Origin of the sequence: Qipengyuania marincola (assembly GCF_029688625.1) — a bacterium.
In the GTDB taxonomy this organism is placed as follows: Bacteria; Pseudomonadota; Alphaproteobacteria; order Sphingomonadales; family Sphingomonadaceae; genus Qipengyuania.
Genome location: NZ_JARULC010000002.1, coordinates 160,060 through 178,164, shown reverse-complemented (window position 1 = coordinate 178,164; position 18,105 = coordinate 160,060). Strand labels below are relative to the sequence as shown.

The following is an 18,105-nucleotide window of genomic DNA, read 5'->3' as shown; positions in this document are numbered from 1 at the left end:
GCTAACTATTATGGCGTACCAAAATGGGGCAACCCTTCGTCGCGCAGATTAAACGATCTGGCGCACCAGCATGAACGCTTCGGCTGCCGGCCGGAACACGGTCGAGCCGCGCAAGCGGGCAAGCGCTCTGATCGTGTCGAGCGAACGCTCGTCGGGGAAGGGTTTCACCTGGCTTTCGAATTTCGCGAAGGCCGCCAGCTTGCGTTCCAGGGTGTCCCCGATGTCTACAAAGACATTCGGCTGAAACCCTGGCGTGATCGGCGGAGCTGCCCAGTTCGTCTCCGACAGCGTCTCGTATGCGAGGACGAGGCGCGGCGTTGCCGCAGAGCGTGGTCGGCACGCGACAAGGGTGGCGTTGAAGACGAGTTGGTGATCAACGTGCACGTCGCCGAAAAAGGGCGCGAAGACGGCATCGGGATTAACCTTTGCCACGACTTCCGCCACCGCACCGTTGATCTGAGCGGCACCGATCGTGTCGAGTGCCGCCGCCGGCAGATCGAGATAATGCTTGGTGGTTCCGCCCAGCACCTCGTGCGCGGCATCCAGTTCCTTGCGTATCTGCATCACCAGATCGGCCGGGAATTGCGGTGGCTTGCCGGTCGTGACGATAGCGACGTGCACATCGTGGCCATGGTCGCGGAGGCGGGCGATGGTTCCGCCACAACCCAGTACCTCGTCATCGGGATGCGGCGCGACAACCAGTATGCGCCCGAAGTGGTCGAGGGGCGAAATGTCCGTCATGAGGCTCGGCCCAACATCGCATGCATCTGCGGGCGCTTGTCTTCTGCCATGCTCCACTCCTCGATCCTGATCGTCCCGGAACCGGTCTGGACCACCAAGGCGTCGCCGTCGATCCCTACGATCTGACCGGGAGAGGCGTGATGTCTGCAATCCTGCGGGAGGGAACTCGACCACACCGTCAGTTGCGTTTCGCCAGAGTGGGTGAAGGCACCGGGATAGGGGCGCCCGGTGGCCCGGACCAAGCGGTCGATTTCATCGGCGGAACGCGCCCAGTCGATCTCTCCATCGCCAGGACGACGACGCGCGCAATAGGTCGCACAGTCTTCGTCCTGCGCGATCTCCCGCGCGCTGCCGTCGGCCAGTGTCGCGATGGCTCGCCGGACAATCGTGTCGAGCGCCACCATGTGTTTGTCGTAAAGGCTGGCTGCAGTTTCGCGAGGGGAGACGTGAAAAAACTCCTGCGCGAGCAGCGCCCCGGTATCGACGCCCTCGTCCATCCAGAAAAGGCTCGAGCCGGAAATCTTCTCGTCGGCGAGGATCGTCCATGGAATAACTGCTCGCCCGCGCATGCGTGGCAGCGGGGCGGGGTGATAGCCGAAAGTCTTGCCAGGCGCGATCGCCAGGAAATCCGGGCCGCAAATCTGCGACCAGCCGATGACGAAGATACAATCGGGTGCCGCGTCCGCGATTGCTTTCAGGGTTTCCGGGTCATTCGTCTTGCGGATGGCGAGCAAGTCGGCTCCCGCGGCGCGCGCTTCGGGTGCCAGGTCCACGAAATCCGAATGACGGCCGGACAAGGCGGGATCGAGCGTGACGACCATCGCCACATCGCACGCGCTTTCGCGCATGGCTTTCAATGCCACGCGCGTGCTTTCTACCGCGCCAACCAGAACGATACGCATCGGCTCAGTGATATCCCTTCGCGAGCGGGGACGTCTGCGTGGGGCCCGGCCTCGCCCTCTCACCGTCGTGATCGGGCACGCGGGAAATCCGGTCAAGGTCCATCTCTCGCAGCAGAAGCGCGTTGACCTTGCGCACGTCGTAGACGTCCTCGGCGAGCTTGCGGGATCTTGCCGCCATTTCGTGTACCAACTGACGGTCCCCGGCGAGCCGGAGCATCGCGTCGGCAAGCGCAGCCGCGTCGCGTGGCTGGACGAGCAAGCCGTTCTCACCGTCTACGACAGCATCGCGGCATCCCGCCATGTCGGTGGTTATGACGGGCCGTCCGACCGCCAGTGCTTCGAGGATCGTCCGTGGCAGACCCTCGCGGTAATAGGACGGCAGAACAAACGCGTGAGCGCTCGCCAGATAGCGCGGGATCTCGTTGGTTTCCGGAATCCGTTCGACGGGATAGTCGCGCGAGAGACGCGCTATGTCGCTATCGTCGAGCCCGGTCGGGTTGCTTGGCTCGGGCCGGCCGATCAGGCTGAAGCGGGCTTCCGGATGCAATGCCCGAACCTGCCGCGCAGCCTCGGCATACTCCCACACTCCCTTGTCGCGCATCAGCCGGCCGATCATCAGGAAATGGATCGGCCCATCGGGCAAGGGCGCTTGCGCGAACCGCTCGACATCGACGCCCGATCCGGGGACCTGGACCACGGGGCTCGAGAACGAGACGATCCCGGCGGCGAGCATGTCCGGGCGATCATCCGAATTGAAAACGAAGATGCGTTTCGCGCCGCGCAGGCCCTCGCGATATAGCCGGCAGAATGCTGCCTTGAGAACGCGGCGGCCGCTCGCGGCATCGCTGAACAGATAGCCCAGGCCCGACATCAGCGCGTAGAACCGCTTGATGCCGCACAGCCGCGCTGCAATCCCGCCATAAATGATCGGCTTCTGCGTATAGGCGATGACGGCGCCGGGCCGGTGCCGGCGCAACATCCTGACATACGCCGCAAGCGTGCCGAAGTCCGACAACAGGTTCGTCCCTGCGCGCGCCATGGGGACTTGTTCGAAGCCAATGCCCCATTCGGCCAGCTTTGCTTCCACTGCGGCGTCGCGGTCTGGCGCAACGGCGATTACCTCATGCCCCGCATGGCGCAGGTCCTGCAGCAGATTGCCGCGAAAGTTGACCAGCGAGAATGCAAGGCTGGAAAAGACCGCGATCTTCATCGGCGGCCTCCTTTGCTCATGCCTGCGCTGACGCATGGCGATACGAAAATCTTCGAATGAAACATGCAGGCCAGATTACGGGCGAAGGGCCATGAATGGAGCGCGAATCGGGAGGATAGCCGAATTATCGGCGTTCAACCTTTGGGGTTAGCCGACCTACCTTGGTAGCGGTCGCGCAGCCGAACGGGGCAGGAGCGGGCCGCGCCCTATGGCTGATGCGGTCGGGGCTTTCGATAGACCAATGCGACGCCGTTCCCCTTCCGACTTATCGCTTGAAGAGCAAATGCAGGCCGACCGGCGGTGCGATAGGGCTGGGTGCGAAATCCGATGGACCGTGCGCATTCGTTCAATGCCGGCTCCATCGCCCAGCGTATCGGGATGGGAGCAGGGAATGGCCAATCTGGAAGGCGTACAGGGTGGAGACCACTTGCCGGCGAGCCCGGTTGTCCGCCGCAACCAGGCGATAGGACGTGTCTTGGCCAACCTTCCCGGGCCGAGCCTGCCGCTCCGCAAGACGATCCGTCTGGCGGGGGTCATGACGCTCGATTTCCTCGCAATCACCGGCGCTCTGCTGTTCCTCCTTCCGATCCTCAATGCGCCGGAAAGCGGACCGGCCACCATCTTTCCGCTATGGACGATTGCGCTGGCTGGTGGTGCGGCCGTGGCCACACAATTTCTCTTCGGTCTCTATCGCCGCAGCTGGCGCTTCGTATCCTTCGCCGATTGCGCCATCATGGGGGTCGCCGTGGCGATCGGCCTGCTGGCTGGCTGGTCCCTGATCGCCTTCATCGAACCGCTCGGATTCCTGACCGACAGGTTGCCCACGCTGGCCCTCCTGCATTTCTGCCTGAGTTTCCTTGCCATGCAGATGATGCGCATGGCGCGCCGGGGTTTTCGCAAGCTGCGCCACGTCGGCTTTCCGCGGATTGCGAAACGGAGCCTCGCCGAAGGCACCTCGCGCGTCATCCTGTGCGGTCGCGCCGAATGGGCCGCTTCGGTTATCGACATGACGCGGGTTCATCCGGCATCGCCGATCGATATTTGCGGGATACTGCTTCCCGGATCGGATGGTCCCATCGTGCAATTGCGGGGCGTCCCGGTCCTCGGTGTGCCCAGCGGCCTCGTGACCGCAACCGCCTTGCTCGAGCAGCGCGGCATGCGCCCCGACGGGGTCGTGGTGTGCGACGACGGGATCAATCTGAGCACGCGCCAGGTCGCCACGCTGGCGCGGCAGGCGCGTGACCTGCAACTGAAGCTCACCAAGGTCGGCGACGATTGGGGGCAACTGCTCGACAGTTCCGGCGCCGCCAATGACGATACGATTTCCACTGCCGATTTGCTCGGGCGGGAGGAATTGCGGTTTCGCGATGACAGCGTCGTGCGCCAGCTCGCGGGCGAGACCATCCTCGTAACTGGTGCAGGAGGCACGATCGGCGGCGAACTGGTATGGCAGCTGGCCAGTTTCAATCCGGTCAAGATCGTGCTGCTCGACCACAGCGAATACAATCTCTACGCGATCGAGAAGCGTATCCGCGATGCCTTCCCGCAGCAAAAACTCGCCGTGGCACTGTGCAACATCCGTAACAGTTCGGAAGTACGCCGCGTCTTCGACAAGCACCGCCCCGGCATCGTCTATCATGCCGCTGCGCTGAAGCACGTACCCATGGTTGAAGCCAACCCCTGTGCCGGGGCACACACCAATATCCTCGGCACCAAGAACGTCGCCGATGCGGTGTGCGAATACGGGGCGCGGGCGATGGTCCAGGTCAGTACCGACAAGGCGGTCAACCCGGTCGGCCTGATGGGCGCGACGAAGAGGGTCGGGGAACTCTATGCGCAGTCGCTCGACCTGTGCGGGGTCGACGATGCAGATGCCCCGCGCTTCATGACCGTGCGCTTCGGCAACGTCCTCGGTTCTTCCGGTTCGGTGGTCCCGCTGTTTCGGGAACAGCTTCTTGCCGGCGGCCCGCTCACCATCACCCATCCCGAGATCGAGCGGTTCTTCATGACCGTGTCGGAAGCAGTCCAGCTCATCCTCGAAGGATCGACCCATGCGCTTCAGGAAGACACGAGGCGCGGTCGCATCTTCGTGCTGGACATGGGTACGCCGGTGAAGATCGTCGACCTCGCGAACCGGATGATCCGCCTCTACGGCCTGGAACCCGAAGTCGATATCGCCATTCGCTTCACCGGACTGCGTCCCGGCGAAAAGCTTTACGAGGAGCTGTTCGACAGCTGCGAGGCGCAGATCGATTCGGGCATTCCAGGTGTTTTCGAGGCGCATTCGAACTCGGTGCCACTGCCGCTCATCACCAGGGCGATCGAACTGCTCGCGCATGAGGTGGCCGTCGGAAACGAGGATACGGTTCGCCAGATTACGCACAACCTCATCACGCTGCCCCACCATGCCGACGTCGCCGCCAATTTCGTGTTCGGAAAAGATGGCAGCCTCAAAAGCACCAATCTGCGCATGGTGGAGGAAGCCTGATGGCAGCATCGACCATCGCCACTCCGGACAGGGCCGAGCCGCTACTGCGCAGCGTACCGGGGTTCGCGCGCTCCCACTGGCCGCGCCACGAATCCGACGAACTGGAGGCCGTCGTCGCCGTGTTGGCTGACGGACGAACCAATTCGCTGGTTCATGGCGAGGAGACGAAAGCGTTCGAACGGGAGTTCGCGGAATTCGTCGGGATGCCGCACGCCATCGCCGTTGCCAATGGCACGCTCGCGCTCGAACTGGCCTTGCGCGCGCTCGGCATCGGACCAGGGGACGAGGTCATCGTGCCTGCGCGCAGCTTCTTCGCCACGACCAGCGCGGTCGTCGCGATCGGCGCCACGCCGGTCTTCGCCGATGTCGAACCCGACACGCAGAACATCGACCCCCGGTCTGTTGCCAGGGTGGTGGGTCCCGAAACCCGCGCGGTCGTATGCGTGCATCTTGCAGGCCAGCCCTGCGACATGGACGGCCTGGCCGCGGTATGCGAGCAACACGGCCTGCTTCTCGTCGAGGATTGTGCGCAGGCGCACGGCGCGCGCTGGAATGGCCGCGTGGTCGGCTCTTTCGGCGATGCGGGGTGCTTTTCCTTCTGCACGGACAAAATCATGTCCACCGGGGGCGAAGGCGGCATGGTGGTGTTGCGCGACGAAGCCGTCTGGCGCCGCGCCTGGGCCTACAAGGATCACGGTAAGGATCCGGTCGAGCTGGCCCAGCCAAGCCCCGCGCCGGCGGGCGAATTCCGCTTTTGCCATTCATCCTTCGGGAGCAATTTCCGCATGACGGAAATGCAGGCGGCAATCGGGCGAGCGCAATTGAGGAAGCTGCCCGCCTGGCTCAAGCAGCGCCGTCGCAATGCGCAGGCCCTGATGGATGCGGCTTGCCGGCATCCGGCGATCGCGCGCATGCACCTGCCTGCACAGGCCGAACACGCCTTCTACAAATGCTATCTGCGGCTCAAGCCCGATGCTCTTCATGGATCGGTGGACCGGCCCGCGATTCTCGCCATGCTGCATGCCGACGGCATCGCCTGCGGTAGCGGTTCCTGCCCTGACATGAGCCGCGAAGGTGCCTTTGCCGGCGTCCCGGCGCGAAAGGATCGCGACTTGCCGGCGGCGCACGATCTTGGTCGGCACACAATCATGTTCCCCGTCGATCACACGCTGGACGAAGAGGGATCGCATGCCATCGGCGCCCGCCTGGTCGAGGTCATCGAGCGGCTGGAGAGCGCAGGATGAAGGAACTCGCTCGCCCACCGCTCGACTTCATCGTGATCGGCGCGATCAAGGCTGCGACAACCTGGTTGCAGGTTCAATTGCAACATCATCCGCAGGCATTCATGCCCGACATCGAGCCGCACTTCTTTTCGCGCGACCATGGCAATGGCTGGGAGTGGTATCGCGGCCTCTTTCCCGATCACAAGGAAACGCGCGTTCTGTGGGGAGAAAAAACCGCAGACTATTTGGCTAACCCGCAGGCTGCTGCGCGGATCGCCGCCGCTTATCCCGATATCAAGCTGGTCGTTCAGTTTCGCAATCCGGTCGACCGGGCTTACTCCGACTACAAGATGCTGTTTCGTCGCGGCCATGTGAGCGGCGACGTCGCGAGCTATCTCGACGCGCGACAGGCCGAGATGCCGCGTTTCCTGGACAACGGTCTCTACGCGCATCACCTGGATCGCTGGTTCGACGAATTCGACCGCCGGCAGATGCTCGTCTTCCTGTTCGAAGACGTGAAGCGCGACCCGCAGGCCACGCTCGTGCAGACCTGCCAGCATCTCGGCATCGCGCCGCATTACGATGGCGATCTTGCCGCCCGCTCGCAGAACGATAGCAGCGAACGTTTCCTGCCGCTGCCGATCCGGCGAGCGCTCGCGCCGCTCAAGCCGATCGCCAAGCCCCTTCGCGGGCATTCGCTGTTCGAACGGACGCGCGGCCTTTTCGCACGCGAGATCGATTATCCGCCGCTCGACGATGATCTGCGGTCGCGGCTTCAGGATTTCTATCACGCCGACATCCAGGCGCTCGAGCGCCTCATCGGGCGCGATCTTTCACACTGGCTTCAACCCGCCGCGCACAGCAACGCGGCTTGACAACATGCGCCTCATAGGCGTGAACTGACCACTAGGGAGGGAAAGACAATGAAAACACCTCGCTCGATCGCCGCGGCCCTGCTGGCCGCATCGACCATGCTCATTGCCCCGGGTTGCGCGTCCGGCGTATCGGGCCTTTCGCCGATAAGCGCGATTGCAGCGCCCGAAATGACTGTCGCGCCGGGAGACAAGCTGCGGGTCAGCGTTCAGGACCTGCCGGCCATGGACGGCGAATACACCGTCGACGATGCCGGCACGATCTCGCTGCCAATGATCAAGGATGTGCGCGTCGCCGGCCTGGGCTATCGCGAAACCGAACGCGCAGTCGAACAGGCATTGGTGAGCCAGCAGGTGCTGCTCGAACCGACCGTAAGCATCCAGCCCCTTGAACTGCGCCCCGTCTACGTCATGGGCGAAGTCAACCGCCCGGGCGAGGTTTCCTATCGGCAGGGTATGACGGTCTTCGCCGCGATTTCGGTTGCCGGCGGATATACCTATCGCGCCAATCAGGCCGAGGTTGCAGTGACGCGTACGCATGATGGCCGCACCGTGACGGGCACCGCCACCGCCGATACGCCGATCCGGCCTGGCGACCGGATCATGGTGCACGAGCGGTGGTTCTGATGCAGGCAGGCAACCCTGCGAGGTCGCTGCTCGCCCTGGCAACCGTTTCGTCGCTGATCGCCTTTCCCGGCGCACTTCACGCCCAGACCACCATCGCGCCCATCGTTGCCGGCGATGATCCGGAATATCAGATCGAGCCAATCGCCGCGGGGCCGTTTCGCCTCGAACCGCAACTGCTCGCCCAGGCGGTATATGACTCAAATGTTCTGGCGGACGAGGTCAACGAGATCGAGGATCTCGAATTCATCCTTCGCCCCGAACTGGCAGCCGGCATCGGCAACGAAACAGCCCGGATGCGGGTGGAAGGCTATGTCCAGCTTTCGCGCTTTGCCGATCTGACGACCGAGAACTCGGACACTTATGGCATCTCGTTGGCGAGCCTGTTCTCGCCCAGCACGGGCAACTCGATCACGGCCGGCGCCGGTTTCGCACGGCTCGCCGAAGATCGCGGCGATCCGGAAGCGCGCGAACTGGTCGGCCCCGGCCCGAGGCTGATCGACACGGTTTTCGCCAATGCCGGATACCGCAAGGAGGATGGGCGAATCCTGCTCGATATCGATGCAGAGGTTCGCGAATTCGATGCCGTGTCCGCGATAGATCGCGAGCGGGATTTCGTTTCCTATTCCGGCCGCGCTGTCGTGGGCTATCGTGTCGGCGGCGCGCTTTACGCCACCGTGGGCGGCTTCGTGAACAAGCGCGACTTCCGGCTCGAAGGGACTGCGCTCGAACCAGATCGCGACGCTGTTACCTATGGCGGGCGCCTGGGCGTGCGCTGGATCGGCGAGGGCCCGATCCGTGGTAGCGCAGCGGTCGGCCTGTTCCGCTTCGACCCGGAAGATGCGCGTCTCGATGCGCGGACCGGCCTGTCGGTCGCTGCGTCGGTTTCCGCCTTGCCCACCAGACGAATCGCGGTCGTGCTCGATGGATTTCGCGGCGATGTCGCGACCTTCCGGCAGGGGGCCTCTGCCCGCACAGACACGCGCCTTGCGCTGACGGTGCAGCAGGAAATCCGCCATAATCTGTTTGCGCGCTATGGCGCGGCCTGGCGCGAATCGACCTTCATCGGAAGCGGGATCAGCGAAGAGACCTACGGGCCGAACGTAGCGGTCGAATATCTGTTCAGCCGCAATCTCTCGCTGATAGCCGATGCGAGCTATCGCAAGCGGTCGAGCGACGATCCGTTCGACGATTTCGAGCGGTTCCGCGCCGGTCTGACCGTCCGCCTGCGGATCTAGCTCGTCGCTTCGGCAAGGAGACTCTCGTAGACGTCCATCACGCTGCCAGCGTGGCACTCCATGCCGAAGCGCCGCAATGCGGCATCCCGCGCGTGCCGGGTCATCGTAGCGAGCGCTCCCTGATTCCGTTCCGCCTCCGCAACGGCTTCGGCCATTGCCCGCGGATCGTCGGGTTCGACGAGGAGTCCCGAACCTCCGGCAAGCGCCTCGACATTGCCGCCCGAGCGGGTCGCGACGACCGGAGTGCCCACAAGATTGGCCTCTACCAGCGTCCTGCCGAGCGGCTCGCGCACGGCGGTGACGAGTAGGTAATCGCAGGCCGCGATCCAGTCATGCCCTGGTCGCCGAAACCCCATGACATGGATGTTCGCCTCGACTCCCAGCGCTTTGATCTTGCTTTCGACCTTTTCCGCCAAGCCTTCCTCGGCAGGTTCGCCGAATATGACACCGGCAACCGGCCGGTCCGCGATTTCGCGCAGATGCGCGATTGCCTCGACGAATTCCAGTGGCCGTTTTCGTTCGATCAGAAGGCCGAAATATCCGCAGATCAGAGTATCGGGGCGAAGACCGAGCTCGGCTACGAGACGCTCGCGCATTGCGGGGCGGTCAGGCGCGATCGATGTATCGAACGGGCTGTGGATGACCTGCGCCTTGGGCAATACGCGGCTGTTCGGATCGGCGGGCAGCGCGAAGCGCGATACCGACAGGACGCGCGATGCCAATAGCGGCGCCACGTAATTCAGTCCGCGCGCATCGGGATCGGCGCGATGGTGCCAGACAAGCGGCAGGCCAGCCAGCCGCGCAGCGAGACCCCATACCGCATGGCTACGGCCATCATTCGTATGGACGATGTCGGCTCTGATCGACGCGAGCAACGCGCGCCGTTGCCGCGTGTGACGCAGCGCGTTGAGCGCGCGCGGCACCGACATTCGTTGCCCTGCCCGCTCCCTGGTCTCGAAACCCGGCGCGACACAGGTCCGGAAGTCCCGGAAGAAATCGGCGATCCGGTCGGCGCCGCGCTCGTGAATGACGACGGGCAGGAACCGGTCGGGATCGAGGTTGCGCAACAGGCCGATCGTCGATTCGTGACTGCCGCCCAGCGTGTTACCGACCATCGGAAAAGCGATGATCCTTGGGCCGGTAGTGGCTGTCGCGGGTCCGATCATCGCGCCGCTGTCGATCGCGTGGGTAGCCATATCCGCCTATCCCGCCCTGCGTGCCGAGGCGCGATCGTCAAGATAGTTCTCGAAGTTCGCCCAGCCGTCGCCGTCGGAATCTGACCAGCTGTCGGCTGCGCGCGGATCGCTGCCGTGGCGCGTTTCCCATTCGTCGGGCATGCCGTCGCGATCGCTGTCCTGCGGACCGGGAGCTGCGCCGTGGCGCACGTCCGGAATCCGACCGGGCGTGCGCACGATGCGGCCCTTCTTCTCGCGAATATGGGCGACGACCTGCGCATCGATGGCATCTCGCGGCCAGGCGCCGCTACTGGCCAAAACCGCGGCGAATGCCTGCATCGCAGGTCGCGGCTCGGTCACGAGGTCACAGGGCGGTGCATCGACGATGATCTGGGAAAGACCGGCCGAGCGCTCGCGGAATGCGCCATCGAACCGGTTGTCTTTCTCGTAAAGCTGCGCCGGTCCGCGGCTGCCGAGCTGCTGGCGCACGATGCCTATGGCCGCATCGCTGGTACTCGGTCCGCCGATGAACCAATTGCCAACGAGCGACACCGGCGTTCCGCCATAGGTTTCCCATATCTCGGCGAATTCGGACTGGGCATTGAAGAATACGTTATTGGTGACCTCGACGCACGACCCGGGGGGGAAATTGATGTCTGGATTGCGATCGCCGCTATGCGCGCAGATATTCATCACGAAGCTCATGTGCTGCGCATCATTGGGGTCGCTGGCCAGCAACGCGCATTTGTCGTGGCGTGGCAGGCCGAAGGCGAAGATCGAATTGGAAATCGTGATCCAGTCATTGTCGGCATAGCCGTTCACGATTTCGTCGCGCGCCCAGCTCGCGCTGACATGGTCGACGATCACATACTCGCTGGCCTCGATGGTAATCGCATCCTCGGCCTCGCGATGCTCGCCCTCACGGTCGTTGCGTACGCGGATATGACGCACGACGACATCATGCGTATTCTTGATAAGCAGCGGACTGCGCGCTTCCGGCCCCCCCGAATGGGCAAGGGTTATGCCCGCGCCGGGGGCAGTTTCGCCAGCTATCGTGAGGAAGGGCTCGCGCACGACCGGCGGTTCGCCCACGAAACGAACCGTCCCCGCAACGTCGAAAACACAGACCCGCGGCCCTTTCGCCACCAGGCATTCGCGCAGCGATCCAGGCTCGCGATCCGCAAGGGTCGTCACCCTAATGATCCGTCCGCCACGGCCGCCTATCGCTTGCGCACCATAGCCGGTCGCGCCGGGAAAGGCGGCTTTGCCGCTTCGCTCGACGCGGGAAGCGGCGGCGTGAGCCGGGCTTTCGGCGCTGTGTTCGCGCTTGTTGAGAGCCGTTTCGCCCGGGGCCGAACTTGCCGAACAGGCGAACAGGCTTGCCGACAGCAGGGCAAGGCAGGCGGTCGGCCAGATCATGGTCGCAAGGGCCTCGATTTTCCGGGCCGGAATGGAAACGGGCGCGCGCTCATCATTGGAAGGATAGCTGCGGGGCGACGCCGGACAACGTATCTTTCGGATAGGCCGCGCCACCCCCAAGCGCCGCGCTCGCTACGCCCATTGCATAGCCGACCCTCCCGACGAACATTTGCGCGGGTCCGGCCGCTCGCGCAAACTGCAGGGCATGACGCAGCGCGCAATCAGGCCGGCGGGATCGACCTTCGGGTGGGATGGGGCGTTCGTGCGCCCCTATCGCGCGCCGGCGAGCAGTCCGGCCCTGCGGCTCCAGATCATGCTCATGCTGGCGGGATGTGGCCTGATCTCATGGCACCTGCTGCGCGTGCCGGAAGTAAACCTCACCATTTCCGATGTGTTGCTCGCTGCTGCGACCCTGGTCGTCCTGGTACGCTATCGCCTGTCAATCAGGCCGCTCGGTACGATGAGTTACATCTGGATCCTGTGTGTTCTGGCGTTTCTCGGTGCGCTGTTGATGAGCAGCGTGGCGAACTACGGCCCGGGCCGGTGGGTCATCGTTGCGCCGCAATACGTATTCTCGCTGGTCATCCTGCCAATGCTGTTCGGCAGCTTCACCAAGGTATTCCTGCAGCGCTGCCTGCTATGGTTTGCGTTCGGTATCGTGGCCTCGCAGATCCTCGGCCTGGCGGCGAAATACGCACTTCCGCTATCGGTGAGTGATCTTCTGCCGGACAAGCTGGTGCTGCCCAACGATCGCATCGGCGCGATGGCGGGGGAGGGCAATTGGAACGGCGCGATGATCGGCTTCGGCATGGTGGTGATCATGCATTTCACGCTCACGCGATCGCTCAACTGGATCGCTGGCCTCGCGTGCCTAGGGGTGCTGAGCTGGGCCTTGCTGGAAACCGGCAGCGTCACCGGCTTGCTGGCCACCGTCGCCGGGATCGCGACCCTGATCCTTGCCCGCGGGGGTCGTTCCCTGGCGGGATGGGCACTGCTGGTGGTGGCCGTGCCCGCGATCTATGTGGGGTTCGGCTATCCCTTGCCCGAGATTTTCGAGCAGCGCGTGGCGGGCGCGCTGGCCAGCGGCTCGCTCGAACAGGCGGGCACCTTTGCCGATCGGTCGCGACTTATCGCCGAATCTTGGGAGATCGCGGACGATACCCTCCTCGTGGGTCTGGGTGTCGACCAGTACCGCATCCTCAGTAGCGATGGCGCGCCGGTCCACAATTTCCCCCTGCTTGCCTTGACCGAAGGTGGCCTGCTGGCGGCTATCGCGGTTGTCGGCATGTTTCTGGCCATGTTCGCCATGGCGCTGATGCGGCTGGGGGAAGAGCGGTCGAGCGGGGCAATCATGCTGGCGATGGTGGTCGTGCTGGCGGTCTTCAGCCTCGCCATCCCCCATATGTACACGCGAATCTGGTTTCCCCCGGTCCTGCTCGCCCTGATCGCCTTTCGGAGCGCCGATATGCCTTTCCGGCCGGTGCCCCGCCGCGACGTGCCGGTGGAGAAGCCGGCGGATCGCACCGTTTTCCAGGCTGGCGCCGACGATGCCTGAGAACAATCGGTATCCCACGGCGCCCGGACTGACGGGGCTCGCATTGCCGCGCGAATACATTCTCTCGCGCCTAGGGAGCATCGCACACCTCTTCTCCGGCACGATTGCGGTCACGGGCCTCATGGCACTGAGCACGATCGTCGCCGCACGCGCGCTCGGTCCGGAGATGTATGGTGTGCTTGCGCTGGTCCTCACCATGGGCCGGATCTGCGAGCGGCTGATCCGGTTCGAGAGCTGGCAGCCGCTGATCCGTTTTGCCAGCCAGCCCGATACGGAGGCCGACCCCGTTCACATGGGCAGGCTGTTCGTCCTTGGGTTGATGCTGGATCTGGCTTGCGCCGCCGCGGCGGCTCTGGCTCTGGTCGTGGCAGGCTATCTGCTCCTGCCGCTCATCGGCCTCGACCATTCGCAATATTATCTGTTGCTGATCTTCGCGCCGGCGATAGCCTTCAATATTCGCGGGGTGCCGACGGCTGCCTTGCGACTGGCCGGGCATTTCCGGACCCTGGCCTATTTCCAGACACTGTCGGCGGTGCTGCGTCTCGCTCTTGCGGGCATCGCATGGGCATGGGGCGCAGGCGTGGCAGAGTTCCTGGCCATCTGGACCGTTGCGCAGCTGGTCGATACGGCCATTTTCGCATGGCTCGCCCGACGTTCGCTGAAAACTATCGGCGTGCACCTGGTCTTCGACAGCAGTCCCGGCATGTTGATGCGGGCCTTTCCCGGGTTCATGGGCTTCGCCTGGTCGACCAATGCATCCAGCACCCTGCGCACTTTGACCCAGGAGGCCGACGTGCTGCTGGTTGGTGCGCTGACCGGAGCCGCCGGAGCTGGCCTCTATCATCTCGCCAAGCGGCTGGCGAAGATGGCCCAGCAGGTCGGGCAGCATATCCAGGCCGTGCTGTACCCCGATTTCGCGCGCCTCTGGGCGAAGGACGAGGTCAGGATGTTCGGCACGATCGTCATCAAGGTGCAGTGCTTTCTTGCGACATTCGCGATCCTCGCGCTGGGTGTGACGTGGTTTTTCGGAGAGCCGCTAATCGCGCTCCTGCTGGGCGAGGATTACGCGGGGCTGCTTGCGCTGGTCTTCACGCAGGTGATCGCGGTCGCCCTGATCCTGCATGCCTCGACCCCGCGGTCGGCCATGCTGGCGATGAACCATCCTGGCACTGTGCTGATGATCGCGCTGGTATCGACCGCACTGTTTTTCGGCGTCGCAAGCGTGGCCATCCCGGCATTCGGGCCGATCGGCGCGAATTTCGCGCATATCGCCTTTGCCCTGTTTACTGCCGTGGCGCTTGATGTGGTCTTCTGGCCGCGTCTCCTGCGGCGCCAGCGCCAGGTCGAGGAGGGCGAGCAGTGACCCGGATCGAGCGCATATCGGTCGACGAGCAAGAAAATGCACCGCGCGATGGACGGCGAATAGCCATCGTCCTGCCGGGCCTGCGCGCCGGAGGGTCCGAACATGTCGTGAGCTTCCTCGCCTCCAGGCTGGTTCGTCTCGGATACGATGCCAGCATCGTGAATTTCGAAACCGGCGAGGAACCGCCCTATTACCCGACCGACGAGCGCGTAGCGATCCGCTATGTCGGTCGCCCGGTCGTTCGGCGCGGCCGCGTCGCCGGGGCCGTGGCAATGGTCCGGCGGATTGCCGATCTGCGCCGCGTGCTCGACGAGATCGCACCCGATCTTGTGCTCAGCTTCCTCACCCGCACCAACGTCCAAACGCTCGCTGCCATGCGCGGACGCGAGGTGCCGGTGGTCGTGTCGGAGCGCAACAATCCGGTACGCCAGGATCCCGGCTTCGTCTGGCGGCTGCTGCGCAAAGTGGCTTATCCGCGAGCTGCGGGTCTCATCACGATGACTCGCGGCGCACTGGAATGCTTCCCGAAAAAGTCGCGCAAGCGCGGCTGGGTTATTCCGAACATGGCGGACTTTGCCCATTTCGAACCGCAGCCTCATTCAGGTGGACCGGTGTTGACGGCAGTCGGCCGGCTGACTCATCAGAAGGGCTTCGACCTCTTGATCGAGGCGTTCTCGCGCATCGCGAACCGCCATCCAGACTGGACCTTGCGCATCTGGGGCGAGGGCCCCGATCGCGAGCAACTCGAAGCGCAGGTCGCAGCCGCAGGGCTGGCCGGCCGGGTCGAACTGCCTGGCGTTACGGAGCGCCCCGGGCAGTGGATCGAAACCAGCGATGCTTTTGTGCTGAGCTCGCGATTCGAAGGATGGGGTCTCGTCCTTGGTGAAGCGATGGCGGCAGGGCTGCCCTGCGTTTCGTTCGCCTGCCCGTTCGGGCCCGAGGATATGGTGACGCATGGGGCCGACGGTTTGCTCGCGCGCGATGGCGACGTGGCCGATCTCGCGGCAATCCTGTCGCAAGTCATGGGCGATGCAGACCTGCGCGACCGACTGGCGAGCGCTGCCAAGGCCTCGTCGCGCCGCTTCGAACCCGAACGAATCGGTCAGGAATGGGAAGCGGTGATCGAACAGATATTTGTTGAACTGGAACTGGAGAATGCCCGATGATTGCCGGACTTAAAGCAGGATTGGCGAACTTCAGGCGGGCGCAGCACGATCGTCAGCTCAAACAGGTGCGCGGATCGGTGGACGCGCTGCTGGTTTCCTATCCGAAGAGCGGACGCACTTGGCTGCGCTACCTCCTGTCGATCTATTTCGCGCAGGTCTTCGATCTGGGCCTCGCCCCCGATCTGCGCACCACTTTCCAGGTCGTGCCGAATTACGATCTCGACGCGACACGGGGATTGCCTGCCGCCGAAGGGACAGTACAGCACGACTGCCCACTTGTCGCGGCAAGCCACCGCGATTGGGACCCGGATCTTTTTGCCGGAAAGCCGACGATTTTCCTGATACGCGACCCGCGCGACGTGCTGGTATCGTCCTATTTCCACCAGACGCGCCACAAGCATCGCTTCGATGGCGAATTGCCCGATTTCATCGACGATGCCGATTACGGTGTCGGCTCGATCGGCGCGTTTCACAACCGCTGGCTCGATGGTTTGCGCGGACAGCGCCACATCGTGATCAGCTACGAGGAGCTGAGCGCGGATACCGACGCCACGGTCCGCAGGGTGCTTGGCTTCCTCGACATGCCGGTCGACGAGGCCGCGCTGGAACACGCGATCCGGCAGGCCCGGTTCGACAAGATGCGCAAGAAGGAAAAGAGCGAGGGTATTCCCGGCCACTCTTACGATCGCAGCGATGCCGATGCATCTCGCGTGCGGCGCGGGAAGGTTTCAGGCTATCTCGACTATCTGGGCCCGCGCGAACTGGAGCGGATCGACGCCATTCTCGATCGCGTGCTGGGCGATCCTGCGCGCCGCGCTTATGCCACCTCCGGCTATCGCATCGCGCGCAGCAGCGCCGCCGCATGAGGATCGCCGCCGTCATCACCAGCCTGACGACGGGTGGCGCGGAGATCCTCGTGAAGGCTCTGTCGGAAGAGTTCACAGCGCAGGGACACGAGGTGCTGGTGATCGCGCTGACCGATGCGGAAAGCGTGGGCAATTCGGCCGAGACCGAAGCGCGTATGCAACAGGAATTCGAGCGTGCCGGGGTTCGCTTCGCATCGCTCGGCCTGTCTGCGGCGCGCAATCCCTTCGAGGGACGCAGCAGGATGCGGTCGCTGCTGCAGGACTTCCGTCCCGATGTCGTCCACGCTCATACAGCGCGTGCTCTGCCGCTGCTTGCGCTGGCCCGAAACTCTGCGCGGGTCGCGTTTACCCATCACAACACGCGCATCGGGTTTCCGCCGATCCTGTTTCGCGCCTTCGACCGAATGACCGACGCTTACGTCGCGATTGGCCGTGATGTCGAAGGCATTCTGACCCGTCACGTCGGAAAACCGATCGTCCCCATCGCCAATTGCGCCGGCCGCAATTTCGCCGGCGGGCTGCAGCGGGACAAGCCCCGTGCGGAAAAGCCGATAGTCCTCTCGGTTGGCGCGATTTCGGGACAGAAGAATTACGGCCTCGTACTGGAGATTGCGAAACAGTGTCGCGCCATCTTTCGCGGGGACACAATGCCGGTTTTCCAAGTGGTAGGGGGCGGTGAGGATCTGTTCGCCATGCGAGAGAAGGTCGCGAAAGAGGGGCTGACCGAAACGGTGGTATTCCTGGGCGAGCGGTCGGACGTTCCGGCGCGCATGCGCGATGCCGATCTCTACCTCAATACCTCGCTCTACGAGGGCATGCCGCTCACCCTGCTGGAAGCCATGGCGTCCGGCCTCCCGATCATCGCCAGCGATGCGCCGGGCAACCGGGAACTGGTCGACGAGGGGTACAACGGCTTTCGCGCAAGCCTCGACGATCCCCAGGATTTCGCGCTCATGCTCGAACGGGTCCTTTCCGACCCCGCTGCCTACCGCACCATGTCCGGCAATGCTCTGGCGCGGAGTCGCGAATATTCGGTGGAGGCCACCGCGCAAAAGCATCTCCAGATGTATCGCGAGATCACCGGGCATGCCGCCTGAGCGCGAGATGCGCCAAAAGGATTAGCCAGAATAGGTGAGCGCGCGCTCCGCAATAGTCGGCCATCGACGCGGGTGTTTTTGTTAGCTTCGCCCTCGTGACCAAACCGGCTGCGGCGCTTTCGTGTGCTGCCGCCAAATCCGCCGGGCCATCCGGCCGCCGTGGTCC

Annotated in this window: 15 protein-coding genes; 10 read left to right on the top strand and 5 right to left on the bottom strand. The window is 63.9% G+C overall.

The window, feature by feature from the left end:
• Window positions 1-48: 48 nt before the first annotated feature.
• The 3 genes from P8Q88_RS06010 to P8Q88_RS06000 are packed head-to-tail and all read right to left on the bottom strand — an operon-like array spanning window position 49 to window position 2,853.
• Window positions 49-741 (bottom strand): PIG-L deacetylase family protein, encoded by a 693-nt coding sequence (locus tag P8Q88_RS06010; protein WP_278322939.1) that lies wholly within the window; start codon window positions 739-741, stop codon window positions 49-51.
• Complete coding sequence (locus P8Q88_RS06005; RefSeq protein WP_278322938.1) at window positions 738-1,643, bottom strand: methionyl-tRNA formyltransferase; 906 nt, start codon at window positions 1,641-1,643, stop codon at window positions 738-740. Before P8Q88_RS06005 ends, P8Q88_RS06010 begins: the two co-directional genes overlap by 4 nt.
• Window positions 1,644-1,647: 4 nt before the next feature.
• Window positions 1,648-2,853: a glycosyltransferase family 4 protein gene (locus P8Q88_RS06000; RefSeq protein WP_278322937.1), complete on the bottom strand. Its 1,206-nt coding sequence runs from the start codon at window positions 2,851-2,853 to the stop codon at window positions 1,648-1,650.
• 391 nt (window positions 2,854-3,244) lie between these two features.
• Here P8Q88_RS06000 and P8Q88_RS05995 point away from each other — a divergent pair, with 391 nt between their 5' ends.
• Genes P8Q88_RS05995 through P8Q88_RS05975 form a run of 5 tightly spaced genes read left to right on the top strand, consistent with a single transcriptional unit; the run spans window position 3,245 to window position 9,298 of the window.
• Entirely contained in the window at window positions 3,245-5,341 is a 2,097-nt protein-coding gene (locus tag P8Q88_RS05995) for a polysaccharide biosynthesis protein (RefSeq protein WP_278322936.1), read from the top strand.
• Window positions 5,341-6,585: a DegT/DnrJ/EryC1/StrS family aminotransferase gene (locus P8Q88_RS05990; protein ID WP_278322935.1), complete on the top strand. Its 1,245-nt coding sequence runs from the start codon at window positions 5,341-5,343 to the stop codon at window positions 6,583-6,585. The genes P8Q88_RS05995 and P8Q88_RS05990 overlap by 1 nt, the downstream gene beginning before the upstream one ends.
• A complete protein-coding gene (locus tag P8Q88_RS05985; protein ID WP_278322934.1) occupies window positions 6,582-7,439 on the top strand; it encodes a sulfotransferase in 858 nt (285 codons plus the stop codon). Before P8Q88_RS05990 ends, P8Q88_RS05985 begins: the two co-directional genes overlap by 4 nt.
• A gap of 48 nt (window positions 7,440-7,487) precedes the next feature.
• Window positions 7,488-8,063: a polysaccharide biosynthesis/export family protein gene (locus tag P8Q88_RS05980; RefSeq protein ID WP_278322933.1), complete on the top strand. Its 576-nt coding sequence runs from the start codon at window positions 7,488-7,490 to the stop codon at window positions 8,061-8,063.
• On the top strand, window positions 8,063-9,298 hold the full coding sequence (locus P8Q88_RS05975) for an outer membrane beta-barrel protein (protein ID WP_278322932.1): 1,236 nt from the start codon (window positions 8,063-8,065) through the stop codon (window positions 9,296-9,298). Before P8Q88_RS05980 ends, P8Q88_RS05975 begins: the two co-directional genes overlap by 1 nt.
• Here the strand turns inward: P8Q88_RS05975 and P8Q88_RS05970 are convergent.
• Together P8Q88_RS05970 and P8Q88_RS05965 are read right to left on the bottom strand one after the other, a co-directional pair.
• The gene (locus P8Q88_RS05970; RefSeq protein WP_278322931.1) at window positions 9,295-10,494 is read right to left on the bottom strand and encodes a glycosyltransferase family 4 protein; all 1,200 of its coding nucleotides are present in this window, start codon (window positions 10,492-10,494) and stop codon (window positions 9,295-9,297) included. The two genes, P8Q88_RS05975 and P8Q88_RS05970, sit on opposite strands and share 4 nt — an antisense overlap.
• 6 nt (window positions 10,495-10,500) lie before the next feature.
• Window positions 10,501-11,892 carry a pectate lyase family protein gene (locus P8Q88_RS05965; RefSeq protein WP_278322930.1) on the bottom strand — a complete coding sequence of 464 codons (1,392 nt, stop codon included), beginning with the start codon at window positions 11,890-11,892 and terminating at the stop codon, window positions 10,501-10,503.
• Window positions 11,893-12,097: 205 nt separating this feature from the next.
• On the opposite strand from P8Q88_RS05965, the gene P8Q88_RS05960 reads away from it, so the two are divergent.
• The 5 genes from P8Q88_RS05960 to P8Q88_RS05940 are packed head-to-tail and all read left to right on the top strand — an operon-like array spanning window position 12,098 to window position 17,939.
• Window positions 12,098-13,447 carry an O-antigen ligase family protein gene (locus P8Q88_RS05960; RefSeq protein WP_278322929.1) on the top strand — a complete coding sequence of 450 codons (1,350 nt, stop codon included), beginning with the start codon at window positions 12,098-12,100 and terminating at the stop codon, window positions 13,445-13,447.
• Window positions 13,440-14,810 carry a lipopolysaccharide biosynthesis protein gene (locus P8Q88_RS05955; RefSeq protein WP_278322928.1) on the top strand — a complete coding sequence of 457 codons (1,371 nt, stop codon included), beginning with the start codon at window positions 13,440-13,442 and terminating at the stop codon, window positions 14,808-14,810. Before P8Q88_RS05960 ends, P8Q88_RS05955 begins: the two co-directional genes overlap by 8 nt.
• A complete protein-coding gene (locus P8Q88_RS05950) occupies window positions 14,807-15,976 on the top strand; it encodes a glycosyltransferase family 4 protein (RefSeq protein WP_278322927.1) in 1,170 nt (389 codons plus the stop codon). The genes P8Q88_RS05955 and P8Q88_RS05950 overlap by 4 nt, the downstream gene beginning before the upstream one ends.
• Window positions 15,973-16,842 carry a sulfotransferase domain-containing protein gene (locus P8Q88_RS05945; protein WP_278322926.1) on the top strand — a complete coding sequence of 290 codons (870 nt, stop codon included), beginning with the start codon at window positions 15,973-15,975 and terminating at the stop codon, window positions 16,840-16,842. Before P8Q88_RS05950 ends, P8Q88_RS05945 begins: the two co-directional genes overlap by 4 nt.
• Window positions 16,839-17,939 carry a glycosyltransferase family 4 protein gene (locus P8Q88_RS05940; protein ID WP_278322925.1) on the top strand — a complete coding sequence of 367 codons (1,101 nt, stop codon included), beginning with the start codon at window positions 16,839-16,841 and terminating at the stop codon, window positions 17,937-17,939. The genes P8Q88_RS05945 and P8Q88_RS05940 overlap by 4 nt, the downstream gene beginning before the upstream one ends.
• The last annotated feature ends 166 nt before the right edge of the window (window positions 17,940-18,105 follow it).